The following is an 18,555-nucleotide window of genomic DNA, read 5'->3' as shown; positions in this document are numbered from 1 at the left end:
GTGTTAGGCACGCCGCCAGCGTTCGTCCTGAGCCAGGATCAAACTCTCATTAAAAAAGTTTGCCTGTTTGTTTATATCTTACTCAAAGTACTTCACACTATTAAATTAAAAGGTTCAGTTTTTTGTCAACTCCTATACTATAACAAATATTTAAGTTCATGTCAACATTATTTTGATTTATTTTTAAAATCATTTTATTTTGACTTTTGTTGGACACAACTTATTGAAGCTGACAAGTAAATATATTATACCCTTTTTTGATAAATGTCAACCATTATTTAAAAGTTCTTTATTTCTTTCTTTAATTTTATTAAATCTTCCATATATGTGCCTTTTAGTTCTCTTCTATATATAATTGCAGCAGGATGATATAATGGGAAAATTCTGTAATTTTCATCTTGTATTTTTACTTCCATTATTTTCCCATGGACTTCTCCAATTTTTAAATCATCATTAAATATAGCTTTAAGAGGAGTATTACCTAAGGTAACTATTATACTAGGCTTTATTATATCTATCTCTTCATAAATATATCTCCTGAAAGCATCTATTTCCCTAGATGTAGGAGTTCTGTTAGATAATCTCTTAGTTTTGGGATTAATCTTAGTTGGCCTATACTTTACAGAGTTTGTAATATATACATTTTCCCTTTTAATATTTAATACTTCCAAAAATTCCCCAAAATGTTTTCCTGCTTGCCCTACAAAAGGTTCCCCCATTTCTATTTCTTTTGCTCCAGGGGCTTCTCCAATAAGGATGATGGAACTATTTAAATCTCCATGCCCTAATACTATTTTTTCATGAGAATATTCTTCCATTACTTTTTTATTTAATAATTTCATTTTTTCTTCTTTCACCATATCACTCTTTCTTATTAGTATTAATTTTTTCATACTTTCTCTTTATATTTTTAAAGTCTTCCCAAGCTTCTTTCTTTTTACCCTCATCCCGTAGGAGGGCAGCTGGATGATATGTGGCAATAATAGAGTATTTCCCACGATTTATCCAATTACCTCTATCCTTAGTAATTTTAAAATCTTTATCTATAATATTTTTAGCTGCTATAGCTCCTAAGCATACAATTATTGTAGGGTCAATTATCTTTACTTGCCATCTTAAAAATTCTATGCAAGTATTACTCTCTTCTTCTAAAGGATTTCTATTGTTTGGAGGTCTACATTTTACAATATTAGCAATATATACATCCTCCCGCTTTAAATTAATAGCACCTAGCATTTTATCTAGAAGCTGCCCAGCTCTTCCGACAAAAGGTCTCCCTATTTTATCCTCATTGTATCCAGGACCTTCACCAATAAAAATTATCTCTGCATTTTCATTCCCTTCTCCAAAAACCACTTTTCTCCTATTTTTAGATAAAAAGCACCTTTCACATCTTTTCACTATTAGTTGAAGTTTATCTAAAGTATACATAAATGCCCCTCCATGCCCTTTAATAATAAACAATGAGTCAAAGGATAATCCTTTGACTCATAAACTTATTCATCTTCGCCTATTGGTTTCATAGTTGGAAATAATATTACATCCCTTATAGTTGGTTGATTAGTTAATATAATAATAAGTCTATCTATTCCTATTCCTAGTCCTCCAGTTGGTGGAAGTCCCACTTCTAAAGCATTAACAAAATCCATATCCATCATATGGGCCTCCACATCTCCAGCTTCTCTTTGTTTTGCTTGTTCAATAAATCTTTCTTTTTGATCTATTGGGTCATTTAATTCACTAAATGCATTGGCTATTTCCCAAGTGTTTATAAAAGCTTCGAATCTATTAGTTAATCTCGGGTCATCAGGATTTCTCTTTGCTAAAGGTGATACTTCCACAGGATGGTGGGTAATAAAAGTAGGTTGAATTAAATGTTGTTCACAAAACTCTTCAAACATTTCACTGATTATATGTCCTCGCTTCATACTAGGTTCAATATCTAATCCTTTTGCCTTAGCAACTTCAATAGCTTCTTCATCTGTATCTATGGTATTAAAATCGATTCCTACATATTCTTTTATTGCATCTATCATACTAAGCCTTCTCCAAGGTGGTGTTAAGTCTATCTCTTTACCTTGATAATTAATCTTAGTACTACCAAATGTCTTTTCTGCTACATAAGCTATTAACTCTTCCGTCAGTTTCATCATGTCCTCATAGTCTGCATAAGCTTGATAGAGTTCAATATTTGTAAATTCAGGATTGTGTTTATAACTCATACCTTCATTCCTAAACATTCTTCCCATTTCGTATACTTTGTCAAATCCACCAACTATAAGTCTTTTTAAATATAATTCATTGGCAATCCTTAAGTACATATCTAAATCTAGTGTATTATGATGGGTTACGAAGGGCCTAGCATTCGCTCCACCAGCGATAGTATTTAATATAGGAGTATCTACTTCTAAAAATTCTCTATCATCGAGATACTCTCTCACAGCTTTGATTATTTTAGACCTTAAAATGAAAGTTTCTTTTACTTCTGGATTTACTATTAAATCTACATACCTTTGTCTATATCTTAAATCTTGATCCTTTAGTCCATGGAATTTTTCAGGTAGGATTTGCAATGATTTAGTCAATAGAATCATTTCCTTTGCCCTTATAGAAACTTCACCGGTTCTGGTTTTAAATACCTCTCCTTTTGCTCCAACAATATCTCCTATATCCAGAAGGTTTAATTTATTATAAGCTTCTTCTCCTATAGCATCCATTTTAACAAATATTTGTATTCTACCTTTACCATCTTGCAAATCCATAAAACTAACCTTACCATGACCTCTTCTAGACATTATTCTACCAGCAACTGAAACCGTTTTCTCTTCTAATTCTTCAAAGTTATCTTTAATAGTAATGCTATGATGAGTACAGTCATATTTTTCTATAAGAAAGGGGTTTTCTCCCATCTCTATTAATTCTTTTAACTTTTCCCTTCTAATCATTAGCATTTCATTAATATTCTCTTCCGTTCCTGACATATATTATATAACCTCCTCTTATCTTGTAATGCTTATAATTTGATATTTAATAAGTCCATCAGGTACATGTACTTCTACTATTTCTTCTGCCTTTTTACCCAATAAAGCCTTTCCAACCGGTGATTCATTAGAAATTTTCCCTTCATATGGATCTGCCTCTGCCGAGCCTACTATGATATACTCCATATCTTCATCATATTCAAGATCTTTTACCACAACTTTTGAACCTATACTTACTACATCAGTAGATATATCTTCATCATCTATTAGTTTAGCATTTCTAAGTATCATTTCCAACTTTGCTATTCTTTCTTCCAATTGCCCTTGTTCATTCTTTGCCTGATCATACTCTGAGTTTTCGCTTATATCTCCAAAAGCCAAAGCTTGTTTTATTCTGTCTGCAATCTCTCTTCTTCTAACAGTTTTTAATTCATCTAATTCATTTTCTAGCTTTTTTAGCCCTTCTAATGTCAAAAACACATCCCTTTCAGCCATATAATTCTCTCCTTCTATTAAATATTTTGGCCTATGCGCCCTTTAAACGGAAAAACATTAAATAATTATTACCTATATATGCAGAATATTATAATCAAGGGGAAGGTCGTTGTCAAGTACTTAGAGCTTTCCCTTAATTCTTATTTGGTAATCTGCAAAATTTTCAATATTATAAAATTCTCCTCCAATAGATAAACCTGCAAAATCAGCAGAATTTAATCGATTAAATTGTTCATAGAAATAAGAAGGTATTAAGGAACTTATATACTCATTTTCTCTTATATTTAAATAATCGATTTTAAAAATAAAATCTTCGATAATAACTATTCTTCTGTCTTCAGCGGCTTTGTTCTTTAACCATTTACTAATACTACAATCGAATATAATGGCTTTTTTTCTAAACTTATCTGTATTTAAATAGTAATTATCTTTAAGATTAATGATTATAGAGTAATTTGTCAAGATTTTATCTATTTTTTTAGAATAAAAAATAGATAAACCAGTTTTTTCTAACATATAATTTGATATTTTTTCTATAGTATCTTCATCATCACCAGCTAATGTTATAAATCTTACTTCCTTATATAGACTTTCTATTATGCCTTTAGTAAGCTCTTTATCATCTCCTATTATTAATATTTCTTTTTCTTTTAAATCTTCATTTAAATTTTTATAAATTTCTTTTAAAACAGAAGGTAAAAAAAATGTAATAGTATTTATTCCATTAACTATTTTTAAATTGGTCTTCCTTTCAATTAATCTTAAATCATCCATAGTAAATAAACTTGATTCTTCCAAAATAAGGTTGTTAGTATTTTCATTTTTAAGTTTTTCTATTGCTAAAATAACTTCTTCAACTATCTCATCTTTTCCCTTATATAAACTATTTAAAAAAACTCCTCCAACTTTACCTATTGTTTTTCCATCATTATTTTTTATATCTTCTAAAATTTTAACTCTTGTGGTTGGAAAAAATTTGTTTGGGATTATTTTCTTTAATCCTTTGTTAAAATGAGAATAATATTTCTTCTCTCCTATAATATAAAGAAACTCGATAATAATCCCCCCTCTATAATATTGTAATGTATTATATGAAGGTTGTGGAAGAAGTATAACTAATTTACAACAAAGGTATTTAATTCTAACAGATAGTTTAACAAAATTTCTTTCATTTTATCTTTGCTTTCTACAGTATTCATTTCATTCTTTATCCTATTAGAATTTTTCATCCCTTTTAGATACCAAGATATATGCTTCCTCATCTCTCTTACTCCAACTTTTTCTCCTTTTATATTACATATAAGTTCTAAATGTTTTATTGCCATATTAATAATATCTTCATTGGATGGTTTAATATCTTCTTTACCTTTCATAATTAACTTTATTCTATTGAATATCCAAGGGTTTCCCATTACTCCTCTTCCAATAGCTACTGCATCACATCCAGTATAATTCATCATATTTATTGCGTCTATAGGTTCAAATATATCTCCATTTCCTATAACAGGAATATTTAAAGATTCCTTTAATTCTTTAATAAAATCCCAATTAGCTTTTCCCGAGTAAAACATATCCTTAGTTCTACCATGAATGGTTATAGCTGATATCCCTCCTTCTTCAGCTATTTTCCCTACTTCAATTCCATTTAGACTATTATGGTCCCAACCCATTCTAATCTTCAATGTAACAGGTTTGTTAGATACTTTTGTAATCTCCTTCAATATTTTCCTGATTAATGTTGGGTTTTTTAGTAATGCAGCTCCATCCCCATTTTTTACTATTTTAGGTGTAGGGCAACCCATGTTTATATCGATTATGTCTATATCTTCTCGAGGATTAATAATCTTCTCAACTACTTCTGCCATTATATAGGGGTCTGATCCAAATATTTGTAAAGCAACGGGTCTTTCTTTCAAGTCTATATCTGTCAATTGATCAGTTTTTTTATCATGATAATATAATCCTTTGCTGCTTACCATTTCAGAAACCACTAATCCTGCTCCCATTTCTTTACAGATAATTCTATATGCTTTATCAGTAACTCCTGCCATTGGTGCTAAAAAAACATTGTTTTCTAAATTAATATTTCCAATCTTCATTAGTATCACCTTTACACAAACAAAATTTTGTCATAATGTTATTAGTGAAGTAAACTTATATCTAATACATTTAAAAAATGATATAATAAGGTTTCTCTTTATCATAATTATTAGAAAAAAGTAGCCATATGGCTACTTATTTCTCTCATATATTATACGAAGTCCTTCAAGTGTTAATAACTTATCAATTTTATTAATGTATTTGCTTTCACTAGCAATTAAAGAAGAAAAACCTCCTGTACCTACTACAGTTTTTACTTCTCCTTCTTCTTCCTTCATTTCTTCCATCATTCTTTTGATGATATAATCTACCAAACCAATATAGCCATAAACTAAACCTGCTTGGATACTATTAACCGTATTTTTAGCAATTATACATTGAGGTTTTAATATTTCTACTTTAGGTAGTTTAGCTGTTCTTGAGAATAAAGCTTCACTAGAAATTCTAATACCAGGTGTTATTGCTCCTCCTAAATACTCTCCCTCTTTTGAAATGGCACAAAAAGTTATAGCTGTACCAAAATCAACTATTATTAAAGGACCACCATATTTTTCATAACCTGCTACTGCATTTACAATTCTATCTGCCCCTACTTCTTTTGGATTATCATACTTAATATTCATGCCTGTCTTGACTCCAGGGCCAACAATAATTGGTTCACTACTAAAGTATTTAATACTCATGGCAGATAATGTGTGCATCAATGTAGGTACCACTGATGAAATGATTACATCCTTTACATCCTTTGGACAAAGGCCATGGTATTTAAATATTTGTTCAAATAACAAACCGTATTCATCTGAAGTCTTATCTTTATAAGTAGCAATTCTCCAGTCGTATAATAGGCTATCTCCTTCATATACTCCTAGTACTATATTAGTATTGCCTACATCAACTACTAATAACATCCCTTCCACATCCAATCTATTTCTTTCTACTTAAGGCAGCTACAACATTGGTAACTACAATTATTGCAATAATTATCTCAGGTATACCGTTAGCTACTCCTATTCCAAATATGACTTTTCTAGCCATTTCTGCACTTTGCCCTAATTTTTCAACAAACTGTTCCCCAAAAATAAAATATATGGCTGAAAGAACTCCTACCGTATTAGTCAAGGTACCCAATGTAGTAGATATTATTATATCAACAGCTTTATCCTTCATATTTTTATTGGTATAAATGCCTATTCCTATGGTCAGTACTATCAATAGAATATTCGCTAAAGGAGTCCATGGGTTTGTAAAGTCTTTAATATTTGTATATAATCCATAGGTTAAATAAATGAGCATAATCCCCCAAATTATATTTAATATCCATATAGATTTCCTAGTCCCCAAGTCTTTAAAGAATCTATAAACATAGTAAGTTACTAGCCCTATTAATACTCTAGGTAGTACCGAAACTATTGGGTTTAAAAATACAAAAGATACAGGAGTTGGATTTGTGGCTGCTTGGAATATACTAAATAACCCAAATATTAATCCTATTAATCCCCCTACTAAAGGTCCTTCCATTATGGCACCAATAATTACCGGTATATGCATTATAGTTGCTCTAGTGGGTCCTACTGGAATAAAACCTAAAGGTGTCATACCTAACACTATGGAAATACCACCTAGCACACCAACGATAGCCATCCTCCTAATAGATAGCCTTTTTTCACTTTTATCCATTGATTCATCCCTCCGCTCTAGTTCCTTTCGGATACCAGTCGATTATTTTATTTTGTTTACTATATGTCCAGCTCTTATGTAATGATGCTGGCAAACCATAAGTTTATTATAGTTTTTCTAGTATAATTTTTCAACCTTTTTTTAGTTTTACCCTAAAATTTAGATATAATTCAGAGTAAAATGTTACAGAGAATCGTTCTCTATCACATTATCCAAAGAACATTAACAATAATCCTGCTGCTACTGCAGAACCAATAACTCCTGCCACATTTGGTCCCATGGCATGCATAAGTAAAAAGTTTCTTGGATTTGCTTCCTGTCCAACTTTTTGTGCAACTCTTGCTGCCATTGGTACTGCTGATACCCCTGCTGCTCCTATCAATGGATTTACCTTTCCCCCAGTTGCTTTACACATAATCTTTCCAAATATAACTCCTGTTGCTGTTCCTATGGAGAAAGCTATTAGCCCTAATATTATTATCTTTATTGTTCCCCACTGGATAAAGATTTCTGCATTGGCAGTGGCCCCTACTGTTAGCCCTAAAAATACTGTTACTATATTCATTAACTCATTTTGAACTGTTTTGGATAGCCTTTCTACTACCCCTGATTCTCTCATTAAATTACCTAACATTAACATTCCTACTAATGGACCTGCTGATGGTAATAATAATGTTACGAATACTGTTATCACTATTGGAAATAATATTTTTTCTTTTTTAGATACAGGACGAAGTTGTTCCATTACTATTTTTCTTTCCTCTTCAGTGGTCAATGCCTTCATAATAGGTGGCTGTATTATTGGCACTAAAGCCATGTATGAATAAGCTGCTACTGCTATGGGTCCTAATAGATGAGGTGCCAACTTACTAGTTAAGTAAAGAGCTGTTGGGCCATCTGCTCCTCCTATGATACCAATACTTGCAGCTTCTGGCCCTGCAAACCCTAAAGCAATTGCGCCGATAAATGTAAAAAATATACCGAATTGAGCTGCTGCTCCTAGTAATATACTCTTTGGGTTGGCTATTAAGGGCCCAAAGTCCGTCATAGCCCCTACCCCTAAGAAAATTAGTGGTGGATAGATCCCCAGTTTTACCCCTTGATATAGGTAATATAATAATCCTCCTAGTTCTTTTGTCTCTGATACCAATTTACCTGTATTTGGATCTTTCACAATTTCCACTATTGGTTCTTTCATAAGTCCTGCTAATGGAAGATTTGCAAGTAACATTCCAAAGGCAATTGGTACTAAAAGAAGAGGTTCAAATTCCTTCTTTATAGCTAGGTAAAGAAGGACAAAGGATACTAGTAGCATAAAAATTTGCCCACCAGTGATTGCGGCAAATCCTGTGCTCTGTAAAAAGTCCCTTAATATATCTATAAGCATTTAATTTACCCTTCCTTTCATCTGTTTATTCTATAACTATTAATTTGTCTCCAGTGTTTACAGAAGCACCTTTTGTAATAGAAATGCTTGCAACTTTTCCATCTCTTGGAGCAAGAATTTCATTTTCCATTTTCATAGCTTCAAGGATTGCTAGTACTTGTCCTCCTTTTACTGTATCTCCTTCATTTACATTTATACTGAGTATAGTTCCTGGCATTGGAGCTTCTACTGCTTCTGCACCTTCTGATACAACTACTTCTTTTTTCTCTTCTACTTTTGGTGCTGGTTGTGGTGCTGATGCCTTTTTAGCTTGTGGCTGGGGTGTTGGTGTTGGTCTTTGGGTAGTGCTTACTTCATTTGTTACCTCTTCCACTTCAACTTCGTATTGATTTCCGTTCACATTTATTATAAATTTTCTCATTTTATTACCTCCTATAGTATGAATATTTATAATCTCTCAAGGATTTGTTCTCTTCTTCCTTCCTCTGACCATAGAGAACTAGTTGTAGAGATTCTTTTTATGGCTTTTATATTTATCTCAGGAATATTTACTCCTAAACTTGCTGCTACTGCAGCAGATATTACTGCTACTAGTTCTTCATCATCTACATTTTCTTTATTTGATATATCTTCTTTCTTTTCAACTGATTTTTCTTCTACTACATTTGCTTTTTTTATTTCTTCTTTATTCTTTTTCCCATTTGTAGTAACCCTTAATATATCTATTAAATAGGATATAGCAATAAGGACTACAAATACTACTACCATACTAAATATGGTTATCATTAAACTATCTCCAATGGATATAATGTCTCCCAAGTTTTATCACCTCTTCTATACTGGTAGGTTACCGTGTTTTTTTCTAGGATTACTCTCTCTTTTACTTTCAAGCATATCAAATGCCGATATTAGTCTTGGTCTTGTAATGCTTGGTACTATAACATCATCTATGAATCCTCTTTCAGCTGCAATATAAGGATTGGCTACTGTATCTCTATATTCTTTGATTTTTTCTTGTCTTGTTTCAATTGGATTTTCCGAATCCTTTATATCGTGTTTAAATATTATATTTGCTGCTCCTTCTGGTCCCATTACTGCTATTTCTGCATTTGGCCATGCAAATACTTGGTCTGCTCCTAAATCTTTACTGCACATGGCTAGATATGCTCCTCCATAGGCTTTTCTAATTATTAAAGTCACTTTTGGTACTGTGGCTTCGCTGTAAGCATAGAGCATTTTTGCACCATGTCTTATTATTCCACCATATTCTTGGTCTGTGCCTGGTAAAAATCCTGGTACGTCTACTAGGTTTAGTAATGGTATATTGAAAGCATCACAGGTTCTTATAAATCTGCCTGCTTTATCTGATGCATTAATATCTAAACAACCTGCTAATACTCTTGGTTGGTTCCCAACTACTCCTATGGTTTTCCCATTTAGTCTTATGTATCCTGTAATTATGTTTTGGGCATAGTAGGGTTGTACTTCAAAGAATTCATTATCATCTGCTATTAATTTTATTATTTCTTTCATGTCATAAGGTTTGTTTGGATTTACTGGTACCAATTCATTTAAACTTTCTTCTACTCTATTAATATCATCACTACATTCATATGCTGGAGGTGTTTCTAAATTATTAGATGGTAAGTAGCTTAATAAAGTTCTTATCCTTTTAATGCTTTCCTCTTCAGTTTTATCCATAAAATGGGCTACTCCAGATATTTTATTGTGAGTATTGGCTCCTCCTAATTCCTCTTGAGTTACATCTTCTCCTGTTACAGTCTTTATTACTTGTGGTCCTGTTATGAACATCATACTGGTTTTATCTACCATGAATATGAAGTCAGTTAAAGCTGGTGAATATACGGCTCCACCTGCGCTAGGTCCCATTATTGCTGATATTTGAGGTATTACTCCTGAAGCCATGGTATTTCTATAGAATATTTTCCCATAACCTGAAAGAGCATCTACTCCTTCTTGAATTCTTGCTCCTCCCGAGTCATTAAATCCAACGATTGGTGCCCCCATTTTTAAGGCCATCTCTTGTACTTTACATATTTTATTTGCATGCATCTCTCCCAAAGAGCCACCTAATACTGTAAAATCTTGAGCATAAACAAAAGTTAGTCTTCCATCTACTGTTCCATAGCCTGTAACTACTCCATCAGCTTCAGCTTCTGTCTTTTCCATCCCAAAGTTAGTACACCTGTGTTTTACTAAGGCGTCTATTTCTATGAAACTTCCTTCATCTAGTAATAGATTGATTCTTTCTCTTGCAGTTAGCTTTCCTCTTTCATGTTGTTTTGCTATTCTTTTCTCCCCTCCACCAAGTTCTATTTTCTTCTTGGTTTCAAGGAGTTGTTCAACTTTTTCCTTCATTTTGGCCCTCCTTTTAGTCTTTTATTCTCTTTCACAAAGTTCTATTAATACTCCAAAGGTTGATTTTGGATGTAAAAAAGCAATCTTTGCTCCTCCAGCACCATATCTTGGTTTTTCGTCAATAAGTCTAATTCCTTTTTCTTTTAAAACTTCTATTGCTTTTTCTATATCATCTACTCTATAGGCAATATGTTGGATACCTTCTCCTTTTTTTTCAATAAATTTAGCTATGGGTCCATCTTCTTTAGTGGATTCTAAAAGTTCCACTTCTGTATCACCTAGAGGTAAAAAGGCTACCTTTACCTTTTGCTCCTCTATTACTTCTTTATTTACACATTTAACTCCTAATACTTCTTCATAAAACTTTAAGGTTTCATCTAAATTTTTTACAGCTATTCCTATATGGTCCACCTTATTTACCATAAAATCCCTCCTATTTAATAAGCCTTAATACTTTGTCTTTAGCAGTATAAGGATCTAAACCATTTAGTATAACCTCTTCTGAGAGATTATCTAATAGATTTTTTTCTAAGGCCTTATTCATTATTAAATCCATTAATTCTTCTTCTACCAATTTTATTATTTCAAATTTAGTGTTTCTCTTTCTTCTTTCTATTAATTTCCCTGTTTCTTCTAAGTAATTTCTATGTTCCATTAATTTTCCTATCAATTTATCTATGTTTTCATTTTTGCTAGCTGATACTTTGATTACAGGGGGCCTATAATCTTTCTTTTCACCTAAGTCTAAATTCATCTCTATTTCTAATTGGGTTTTATCTGCTCCATCTAAATCCGCTTTATTTATAGCAAATACATCTGCTATTTCCATTATACCTGCTTTTATAGCTTGTATATCATCACCTAAATTTGGTACCATTACCATTAGTACAGTATCTGCTGTTTTAACTATATCGACTTCCGATTGACCTACTCCTACAGTTTCTATAAAAATATAGTCTACACCATAGATATCTAATACCTTTGTGGCACCCCAAGTAGCTTTTGACATTCCCCCTAGAGAGCCTCTTGTTCCCATACTCCTTATAAAAACACCTTTGTCTAAGGCTAAATCATTCATACGAATCCTATCACCAAGGATAGCCCCTCCAGTAAAGGGGCTTGTTGGGTCTATGGCTATTATTCCAACTTTTTTATCCCTTTTCCTCAACTCTTTTGTTAACCTATCTGTAAGGGTTGATTTACCGCTTCCCGGGGGTCCAGTAATCCCAATTACATAGGCTCCTCCAGTATGTTTATATAATTTTTTTATAATTTCTATAGCTTCTTCATCATTATTTTCTAACATGGTAATGAGCCTAGCACAGGCTCTTTTGTCTCCTTTTAGAAGTCTTTCCCCTATATTCAATCAACGCACCACCTGTATTATCTTTTTAAATTATTCTTAATATATTCTATAACTTCTGTAGTAGATGTTCCTGGAGTAAATATAGCTTCTATACCAGCTTCCTTTAATTTAGGTATATCATCATCTGGTATTACTCCCCCACCAATGATTAGCATATCATCTACTCCTTCTTCTTTCAATAGGTTAACTACTTTTGGGAAAAGATGATTATGAGCTCCAGATAATATGCTCATTGCTACTACATCTACGTCTTCTTGAATTGCTGCTTGTACTATTTGTTCTGGTGTTTGTCTTAGTCCCGTATAGATTACTTCCATACCTGCATCCCTCAAGGCTCTTGCAATTACTTTTGCTCCTCTATCATGACCATCTAATCCTGGTTTTGCTACCAAAACTCTTATAGATTTTCCCATCTTATTTACCTCCTTCTAAAGTATTACCGATTGTTCATATTCACCAAAAACTTCTCTTAAAACTCCACATATCTCACCTAATGTAGCATATGCTTTTACTGCTTCTAATATATAAGGCATTAAGTTTTCAGATGTTTTAGCTGCATTTTTTAATTTAGTTAGTCTATTCTCTACTTCTTCATTATCTCTTTCTTCTCTTAATGTTTTTAGTTTTTCCCTTTGTAATCTTTCAACTTCTGGGTCTACTTTTAATATATCTTTGTGTGCTTGTTCTTCAATTTGGAATTTGTTTACTCCTACTACTATTCTTTCTTCTGATTCTATTTCCATTTGATAATTATATGCTGAATTTTGAATTTCTTTTTGAATATATCCTTTTTCTATAGCCTTTGGTGCTCCTCCCAATTCATCAATTCTTTTAATATAGTTCATAGCTTCTTCTTCTATCCTATCCGTTAGGCTTTCTACATAATAGGAACCAGCTAATGGATCTATAGTTTCTGTTACTCCAGATTCATGGGCTACTATTTGTTGTGTTCTTAAAGCGATACGTACAGATTCTTCTGTAGGTAATGCTAACGCTTCATCTCTTGAGTTAGTGTGTAATGATTGGGTTCCTCCTAATACAGCTGCTAAGGTTTGAATTGTTACTCTTATTATATTGTTATCTGGCTGTTGAGCTGTTAACGTAGAACCTGCTGTTTGGGTATGGAATTTAAGCATCATGGATTTTTCTTTCTTTGCGCCAAATCTTTCCTTCATTATCCTTGCCCAAAGTCTTCTAGCTGCCCTATATTTTGCTACTTCTTCTAAAAGGTCGTTGTGTGCATTAAAAAAGAAGGATAGTCTAGGAGCAAAATCGTCTACATCTAGTCCTGCATTTATGGCTGCATCTACATAGGCAATTCCATCAGCTAGTGTAAAGGCTACTTCTTGAGATGCAGTAGAACCCGCTTCTCTTATATGATATCCACTAATGCTTATGGTGTTCCATTTAGGTACTTCTTTGGAACAGTATTCAAATATGTTGGTTATTAATCTCATGGATGGTTCTGGTGGAAAAATATAAGTTCCCCTTGCTATGTATTCTTTCAGTATATCATTTTGAATGGTTCCTCTTAATTTATCTTTAGAGATTCCTTGTTTTTCTGCAACGGCAATATACATAGCTAATAATACGCTGGCAGGTGCATTGATAGTCATAGAAGTACTTACTTTATCTAAAGGTATTCCGTCAAATAAAATCTCCATATCTTTTAATGAATCTATAGCAACTCCTACCTTGCCTACTTCTCCTTCAGATAATCCATGGTCTGAATCGTAGCCAATTTGAGTAGGTAAATCAAATGCAACGGATAAGCCAGTTTGTCCTTGTTCTAGTAGATATTTATACCTTTGATTGGATTCTTCTGCAGAAGCAAATCCTGCATATTGTCTCATGGTCCAAAGTCTTCCCCTATACATTGTAGGTTGAACTCCTCTAGTAAATGGATAATCTCCTGGAAAACCTAATTTTTCTTTATAATCCAATTCCTTTACATCTTCTGGCGTATATAATCTATCCACCTCAAGATTGGAACCTGTTGTAAACTTTTCTTTCCTTTCTGGAAATCTGCTAATGGCCTTTTGTACTTTTTCTTCTTTCCATTTCTTTTCAGCCATTTTAATTTCCTCTAACTTTTTCTCGTTAAACATATTTCCATCCTCCTTATATTGGAAAAGTTTTGCCGTTAATAATATTGCTTTCCACTATCTATTATATTAATAATCTTATAGATTTTGCAACATATATTTCAATATTTTTATTAAATGAAATATATGTTGCAAAATTCGCAAAAAACTTCCCTTCCTCCATTTTTATATTTAGGTTATAAAAAAGGCAGCTAAATTTATTAGCTACCTTATTTTTATGCTCCCTGGAATACTTCTTCAAATTCTTTTGCATCAAGAGTTTCTCTGTCTAAAAGAGCTTCTGCTACTCTGTGAAGTTTGTTGATATTTTCTTTCAATAATTCTTCTGCCTTATTATATGCCTTATCTATTAAGCTTCTCATTTCTCTATCTATAGCTGCAGCTACTTCTTCACTATAGTTTCTTGCCCTACCAAAGTCCCTACCTACAAATACCTCTTCTTCATCAGTACCATAGGTCATGGGCCCTAAATTGCTACTCATACCATAGTGGGTAACCATTCTTCTCGCTAATTTGGTTGCTCTTTCAATATCATTTTGAGCTCCAGTACTTATATCACCTAGAACTAAAGCTTCTGCTACCCTACCACCTAACAAAGATATTAACTGGTCTTCCATTTTACTTTTTGTCATAAAATATCTATCTTCATCTGGTAGATATGCTGTAAATCCTCCTGCCATACCCCTTGGTATAATAGTTACCATGTGGACTGGGTCAGCATTTGGAAGAAGTCTAGATGTAATAGCGTGCCCTGCTTCATGATAGGCTGTAAGCCTTTTTTCTTCATCACTAATAACTCTACTTTTCTTTTCTGGTCCAGCAACAACCTTTATAGAAGCTTCATCAATAATCTCCATAGGAATCTTCTTTAAATTATTTCTTGCTGTTAATAGTGCTGCTTCATTGGTTAGATTTTCTAAATCTGCTGGAGAAAATCCTGGGGTTCTTTTTGCAACAACTTTCAAATCTACATCCTCTTCTAAAGGTTTATTTCTAGTATGAACCTTTAGGATTTCTTCCCTAGCCTTAATATCTGGCAAGCCTACATATATCCGTCTATCAAATCTACCTGGTCTTAAAATCGCAGGGTCTAATATATCAGGTCTATTGGTTGCTGCCATAACAATTATTCCTTCATTAGTACCAAACCCATCCATTTCAACTAATAATTGATTTAAAGTTTGTTCTCTTTCATCATGTCCGCCACCAAGTCCTGCTCCTCTTCTTCTTCCTACTGCATCTATTTCGTCAATAAATATTATACAAGGTGAATTTTTCTTTGCTTGTTCAAATAAATCTCTAACCCTACTTGCTCCAACACCTACAAACATTTCCACAAAATCAGAGCCAGATATACTGAAAAAAGGTACCCCTGCTTCTCCTGCTACTGCTTTACTTAGATAAGTCTTCCCTGTGCCTGGAGGTCCTACTAATAGCACTCCTTTAGGAATTCTAGCACCTATTTCAATATATTTTCTCGGATTCTTTAGAAAATCTACTATTTCTTTAAGTTCTTCTTTTTCTTCTTCTAAACCTGCCACATCATTAAAAGTAATGACATTTCCATCTTCTTCTTTATGCAATCTAGCTTTACTTTTCCCAAAGGACATTACCCTACCGCCTCCCCCTTGGGATTGTTGCATAAAAGCAAACCAAAATACAACGATTATTAAAACCATAAAAATCGTTGGTAGTGCTGTAATAAACCAAGGTTCCGATGGAATAGGTTCAGCCCCATAACTTTCTATTTGACCAGAATCAACTTTTTCTTTTAAATAATCTTCATAAAAAGTACGTTCCATATGTGTAGGTATCATAACTGTATATTGGGTACCATTTTTTAACTTTCCCTTTAGTGTATCCCCTACAGTTATTATGCTTGATACTTCATTGTTTTCTAAATGAATTAAAAACTCAGTTACATCTATTTCCTTAACTTGCTCTACATCTTTCCCAATCATAGTCACTACAAAAATAATGATGATAAGTAGAAGCAAATAAAGACTTGTTCCTCTAAAAAATTTTCTCAATCCAAGTCCTCCCTTCTATCTAATGTCAAGATTATATTTCTAAATTATAGCATATTTTCTGTTAAAAGACAACATTACTCCATTTGTTACCTTAACTATAAACCTCCTCCTTTAACGCTGCTACATATGGTAAATTTCTATATTTTTCAGCATAATCAAGACCGAACCCTACTACAAATTCATCAGGAATTGAAAACCCTCTATAGTCTACTGGAACATCAGCTTTTCTTCTATCAGGTTTATCCAAGAGGGTTACAATTTTAACACTTTTTGCTCCTCTTTTTTTCAAATTATCTGTCAAATATGATAACGTAAGACCCGTATCTATTATATCTTCTACAATTAATATATCCTTATCATGTATACTACAATCTAAATCCTTAATTATCCTTACTATCCCCGTTGAAGTAGATGAATTACCATAGCTGGATACTGCCATAAAATCCATCAAAATTGGCATATCAATATTTTTAGCCAATTCTGCCATAAACATTACTGCCCCTTTTAATATACCCACTAACATTAGGTTTTTACCTTTATAATCTTCAGTTATTTGTTTACCTAATTCTTTTATCTTTGCATCTATTTCCTCTTCAGTCAATAATATTTCTTTGATAATATCCTTCATCTTTCTTCCTCCTTAAACCTAATATTATTTAATCAATTCAATCATTAATACCTTTTTTGTATCAGCTGTTATTTTGAATTTATCACTACTTCTATAACCAACTATCCATAAAATCTCTTTTTCATCGGTTATAATAGGGATTCTATCCCTTTCTTCTCTGGGTATTTTTTCGTCAATAAAATAATCTTTTATTTTTTTATTTCCTTTCATACCATAAGGTATAAAACGATCTCCATCTTTTCTATTTCTAATAAATAGACTGCCTTCTATTTTATCATAATCGAAGTATTTTACAAACTTATCTTTAACATTTGCTTTAATACCTTTATTTGGTAATATCTTGACATTTAACCCAATCTGAAGGTCATCTATGTATGTGAAACCTTCAAAATCAATTTTATATAAAAAATCCCTGTATTCAACATCTTTTTTCTTCTCTATAACAAAATCATCATAGCTTGTCTTAGCAACAATATTATTGATTAAATCGATACTTTTCCCCGTCCCTCCTTCTAAGAATAATGCTAATGTATCTATAATATGTCTATTAGTAAAACCTTGTAAATCTCCATTTATATCTAAGATACAATTTCTTATTACCCTCTGTTGAATACTTTTATCTTCCTTTACAAATAAGTTCCCATTTAAAATTATACTATTGTTTTCTTTTTTTTTCACTAATTTCCTAAAAGTTTCTTTAGAATATTTATCTAAAAAATCACTATCAATGGATATATTATTGGATATTCTCCAAAGGGTATCCACAATGTTAGGGTTAAAATGCTTCTCTATATAAGGTATTAGCTCTAATCTAATTCTATTTCTATTATATATAGGCATTAAATTAGTTTTATCAAGTCTAGTCTCAATGTTTCTATCTGATAGGTATTTTTCTATCTCGCCTCTTTCTATACCCAAAACAGGCCTTATTATATCTCCGCTTTTATATTCCATACCTTTTAATCCATCTATACCAGTCCCCCTAAAAAATCTCATCAACAAAGTTTCAGCTTGGTCATTTTTGTTATGGGCTACAGCAATCTTTCCCCCTCCAATTTTAGCTAATATTTCCCTAAAAAAACCGTATCTTAATGCCCTTCCTGCTTCTTCTGATGAAAGCCCTTGTTCTTTAGCATACTTATCCATATTCACAGTTTTTGAATAATAGGGTAAATTCAATTCTTTAGCTAAAGCTTCTACAAATCTTTCATCAGCCAAAGCTTCCTGGCCTCTTACACCGTGATTAACATGGGCTATAAAAATATTGAAGTCCATCTCCTCTTTTATATCCAATAGGATATAAAGCAATGCCATAGAATCTGGACCTCCAGAAAGACCAATTACTATATTATCCTTTTCTTCGATTAATTTATACTCTTTTATGGTTTTTAAAACTTTATCCTTCAC

19 protein-coding genes are annotated in these 18,555 nt (G+C 32.5%); all 19 read right to left on the bottom strand.

What is annotated here, in order from left to right; genetic code table 11:
- Positions 1–278: 278 nt before the first annotated feature.
- The 19 genes from C3E90_RS01585 to tilS all read right to left on the bottom strand — a co-directional run bounded on the left by C3E90_RS01585 (position 279) and on the right by tilS (position 18,555).
- The gene (locus C3E90_RS01585; protein ID WP_236913795.1) at positions 279–860 is read right to left on the bottom strand and encodes a uracil-DNA glycosylase; all 582 of its coding nucleotides are present in this window, start codon (positions 858–860) and stop codon (positions 279–281) included.
- Between the two features lies 1 nt (position 861).
- Entirely contained in the window at positions 862–1,431 is a 570-nt protein-coding gene (locus tag C3E90_RS01580) for a uracil-DNA glycosylase (protein WP_236913793.1), read from the bottom strand.
- A gap of 65 nt (positions 1,432–1,496) precedes the next feature.
- Positions 1,497–2,981, bottom strand: a complete 1,485-nt coding sequence (gene lysS / locus C3E90_RS01575; protein ID WP_236913792.1) for a lysine--tRNA ligase — start codon at positions 2,979–2,981, stop codon at positions 1,497–1,499.
- A gap of 18 nt (positions 2,982–2,999) precedes the next feature.
- The gene (gene greA, locus C3E90_RS01570; RefSeq protein WP_236913791.1) at positions 3,000–3,476 is read right to left on the bottom strand and encodes a transcription elongation factor GreA; all 477 of its coding nucleotides are present in this window, start codon (positions 3,474–3,476) and stop codon (positions 3,000–3,002) included.
- A gap of 120 nt (positions 3,477–3,596) precedes the next feature.
- Entirely contained in the window at positions 3,597–4,250 is a 654-nt protein-coding gene (locus C3E90_RS01565) for a hypothetical protein (protein WP_236913790.1), read from the bottom strand.
- A gap of 341 nt (positions 4,251–4,591) precedes the next feature.
- A complete protein-coding gene (gene dusB / locus C3E90_RS01560) occupies positions 4,592–5,575 on the bottom strand; it encodes a tRNA dihydrouridine synthase DusB (RefSeq protein WP_236913789.1) in 984 nt (327 codons plus the stop codon).
- A 132-nt stretch (positions 5,576–5,707) separates the two neighbouring features.
- A complete protein-coding gene (locus C3E90_RS01555) occupies positions 5,708–6,484 on the bottom strand; it encodes a type III pantothenate kinase (protein ID WP_236913788.1) in 777 nt (258 codons plus the stop codon).
- A 16-nt stretch (positions 6,485–6,500) separates the two neighbouring features.
- On the bottom strand, positions 6,501–7,253 hold the full coding sequence (locus C3E90_RS01550) for an ECF transporter S component (protein ID WP_236913787.1): 753 nt from the start codon (positions 7,251–7,253) through the stop codon (positions 6,501–6,503).
- A gap of 208 nt (positions 7,254–7,461) precedes the next feature.
- The gene (locus C3E90_RS01545; protein WP_236913786.1) at positions 7,462–8,640 is read right to left on the bottom strand and encodes a sodium ion-translocating decarboxylase subunit beta; all 1,179 of its coding nucleotides are present in this window, start codon (positions 8,638–8,640) and stop codon (positions 7,462–7,464) included.
- Positions 8,641–8,665: 25 nt separating this feature from the next.
- Positions 8,666–9,061, bottom strand: coding sequence for a DUF2118 domain-containing protein (locus C3E90_RS01540; protein WP_236913785.1), 396 nt, complete (start codon positions 9,059–9,061; stop codon positions 8,666–8,668).
- Between the two features lie 26 nt (positions 9,062–9,087).
- Positions 9,088–9,459, bottom strand: coding sequence for an OadG family protein (locus tag C3E90_RS01535; RefSeq protein WP_236913784.1), 372 nt, complete (start codon positions 9,457–9,459; stop codon positions 9,088–9,090).
- Between the two features lie 15 nt (positions 9,460–9,474).
- A complete protein-coding gene (locus C3E90_RS01530; protein ID WP_236913783.1) occupies positions 9,475–11,019 on the bottom strand; it encodes an acyl-CoA carboxylase subunit beta in 1,545 nt (514 codons plus the stop codon).
- 21 nt (positions 11,020–11,040) lie between these two features.
- On the bottom strand, positions 11,041–11,442 hold the full coding sequence (mce, locus tag C3E90_RS01525; RefSeq protein ID WP_236913782.1) for a methylmalonyl-CoA epimerase: 402 nt from the start codon (positions 11,440–11,442) through the stop codon (positions 11,041–11,043).
- Between the two features lie 10 nt (positions 11,443–11,452).
- Complete coding sequence (gene meaB, locus C3E90_RS01520; protein WP_236913781.1) at positions 11,453–12,385, bottom strand: methylmalonyl Co-A mutase-associated GTPase MeaB; 933 nt, start codon at positions 12,383–12,385, stop codon at positions 11,453–11,455.
- A 17-nt stretch (positions 12,386–12,402) separates the two neighbouring features.
- A complete protein-coding gene (locus tag C3E90_RS01515; protein ID WP_236913780.1) occupies positions 12,403–12,798 on the bottom strand; it encodes a cobalamin B12-binding domain-containing protein in 396 nt (131 codons plus the stop codon).
- 15 nt (positions 12,799–12,813) lie between these two features.
- Positions 12,814–14,493: an acyl-CoA mutase large subunit family protein gene (locus C3E90_RS01510; protein WP_236913779.1), complete on the bottom strand. Its 1,680-nt coding sequence runs from the start codon at positions 14,491–14,493 to the stop codon at positions 12,814–12,816.
- A 212-nt stretch (positions 14,494–14,705) separates the two neighbouring features.
- Positions 14,706–16,520, bottom strand: a complete 1,815-nt coding sequence (gene ftsH, locus C3E90_RS01505; RefSeq protein ID WP_272879025.1) for an ATP-dependent zinc metalloprotease FtsH — start codon at positions 16,518–16,520, stop codon at positions 14,706–14,708.
- Between the two features lie 91 nt (positions 16,521–16,611).
- Complete coding sequence (hpt, locus tag C3E90_RS01500; RefSeq protein ID WP_236913778.1) at positions 16,612–17,148, bottom strand: hypoxanthine phosphoribosyltransferase; 537 nt, start codon at positions 17,146–17,148, stop codon at positions 16,612–16,614.
- Positions 17,149–17,172: 24 nt separating this feature from the next.
- Positions 17,173–18,555 carry a tRNA lysidine(34) synthetase TilS gene (tilS, locus tag C3E90_RS01495; protein ID WP_236913777.1) on the bottom strand — a complete coding sequence of 461 codons (1,383 nt, stop codon included), beginning with the start codon at positions 18,553–18,555 and terminating at the stop codon, positions 17,173–17,175.

It is taken from the genome of Clostridium sp. Cult2 (assembly GCF_021655075.1).
Taxonomy (GTDB): domain Bacteria; phylum Bacillota; class Clostridia; order Tissierellales; family Tepidimicrobiaceae; genus Schnuerera.
The sequence above is the reverse complement of the archived record's forward strand: the minus strand, read 5'-3'. Positions and strand labels throughout refer to the sequence as shown.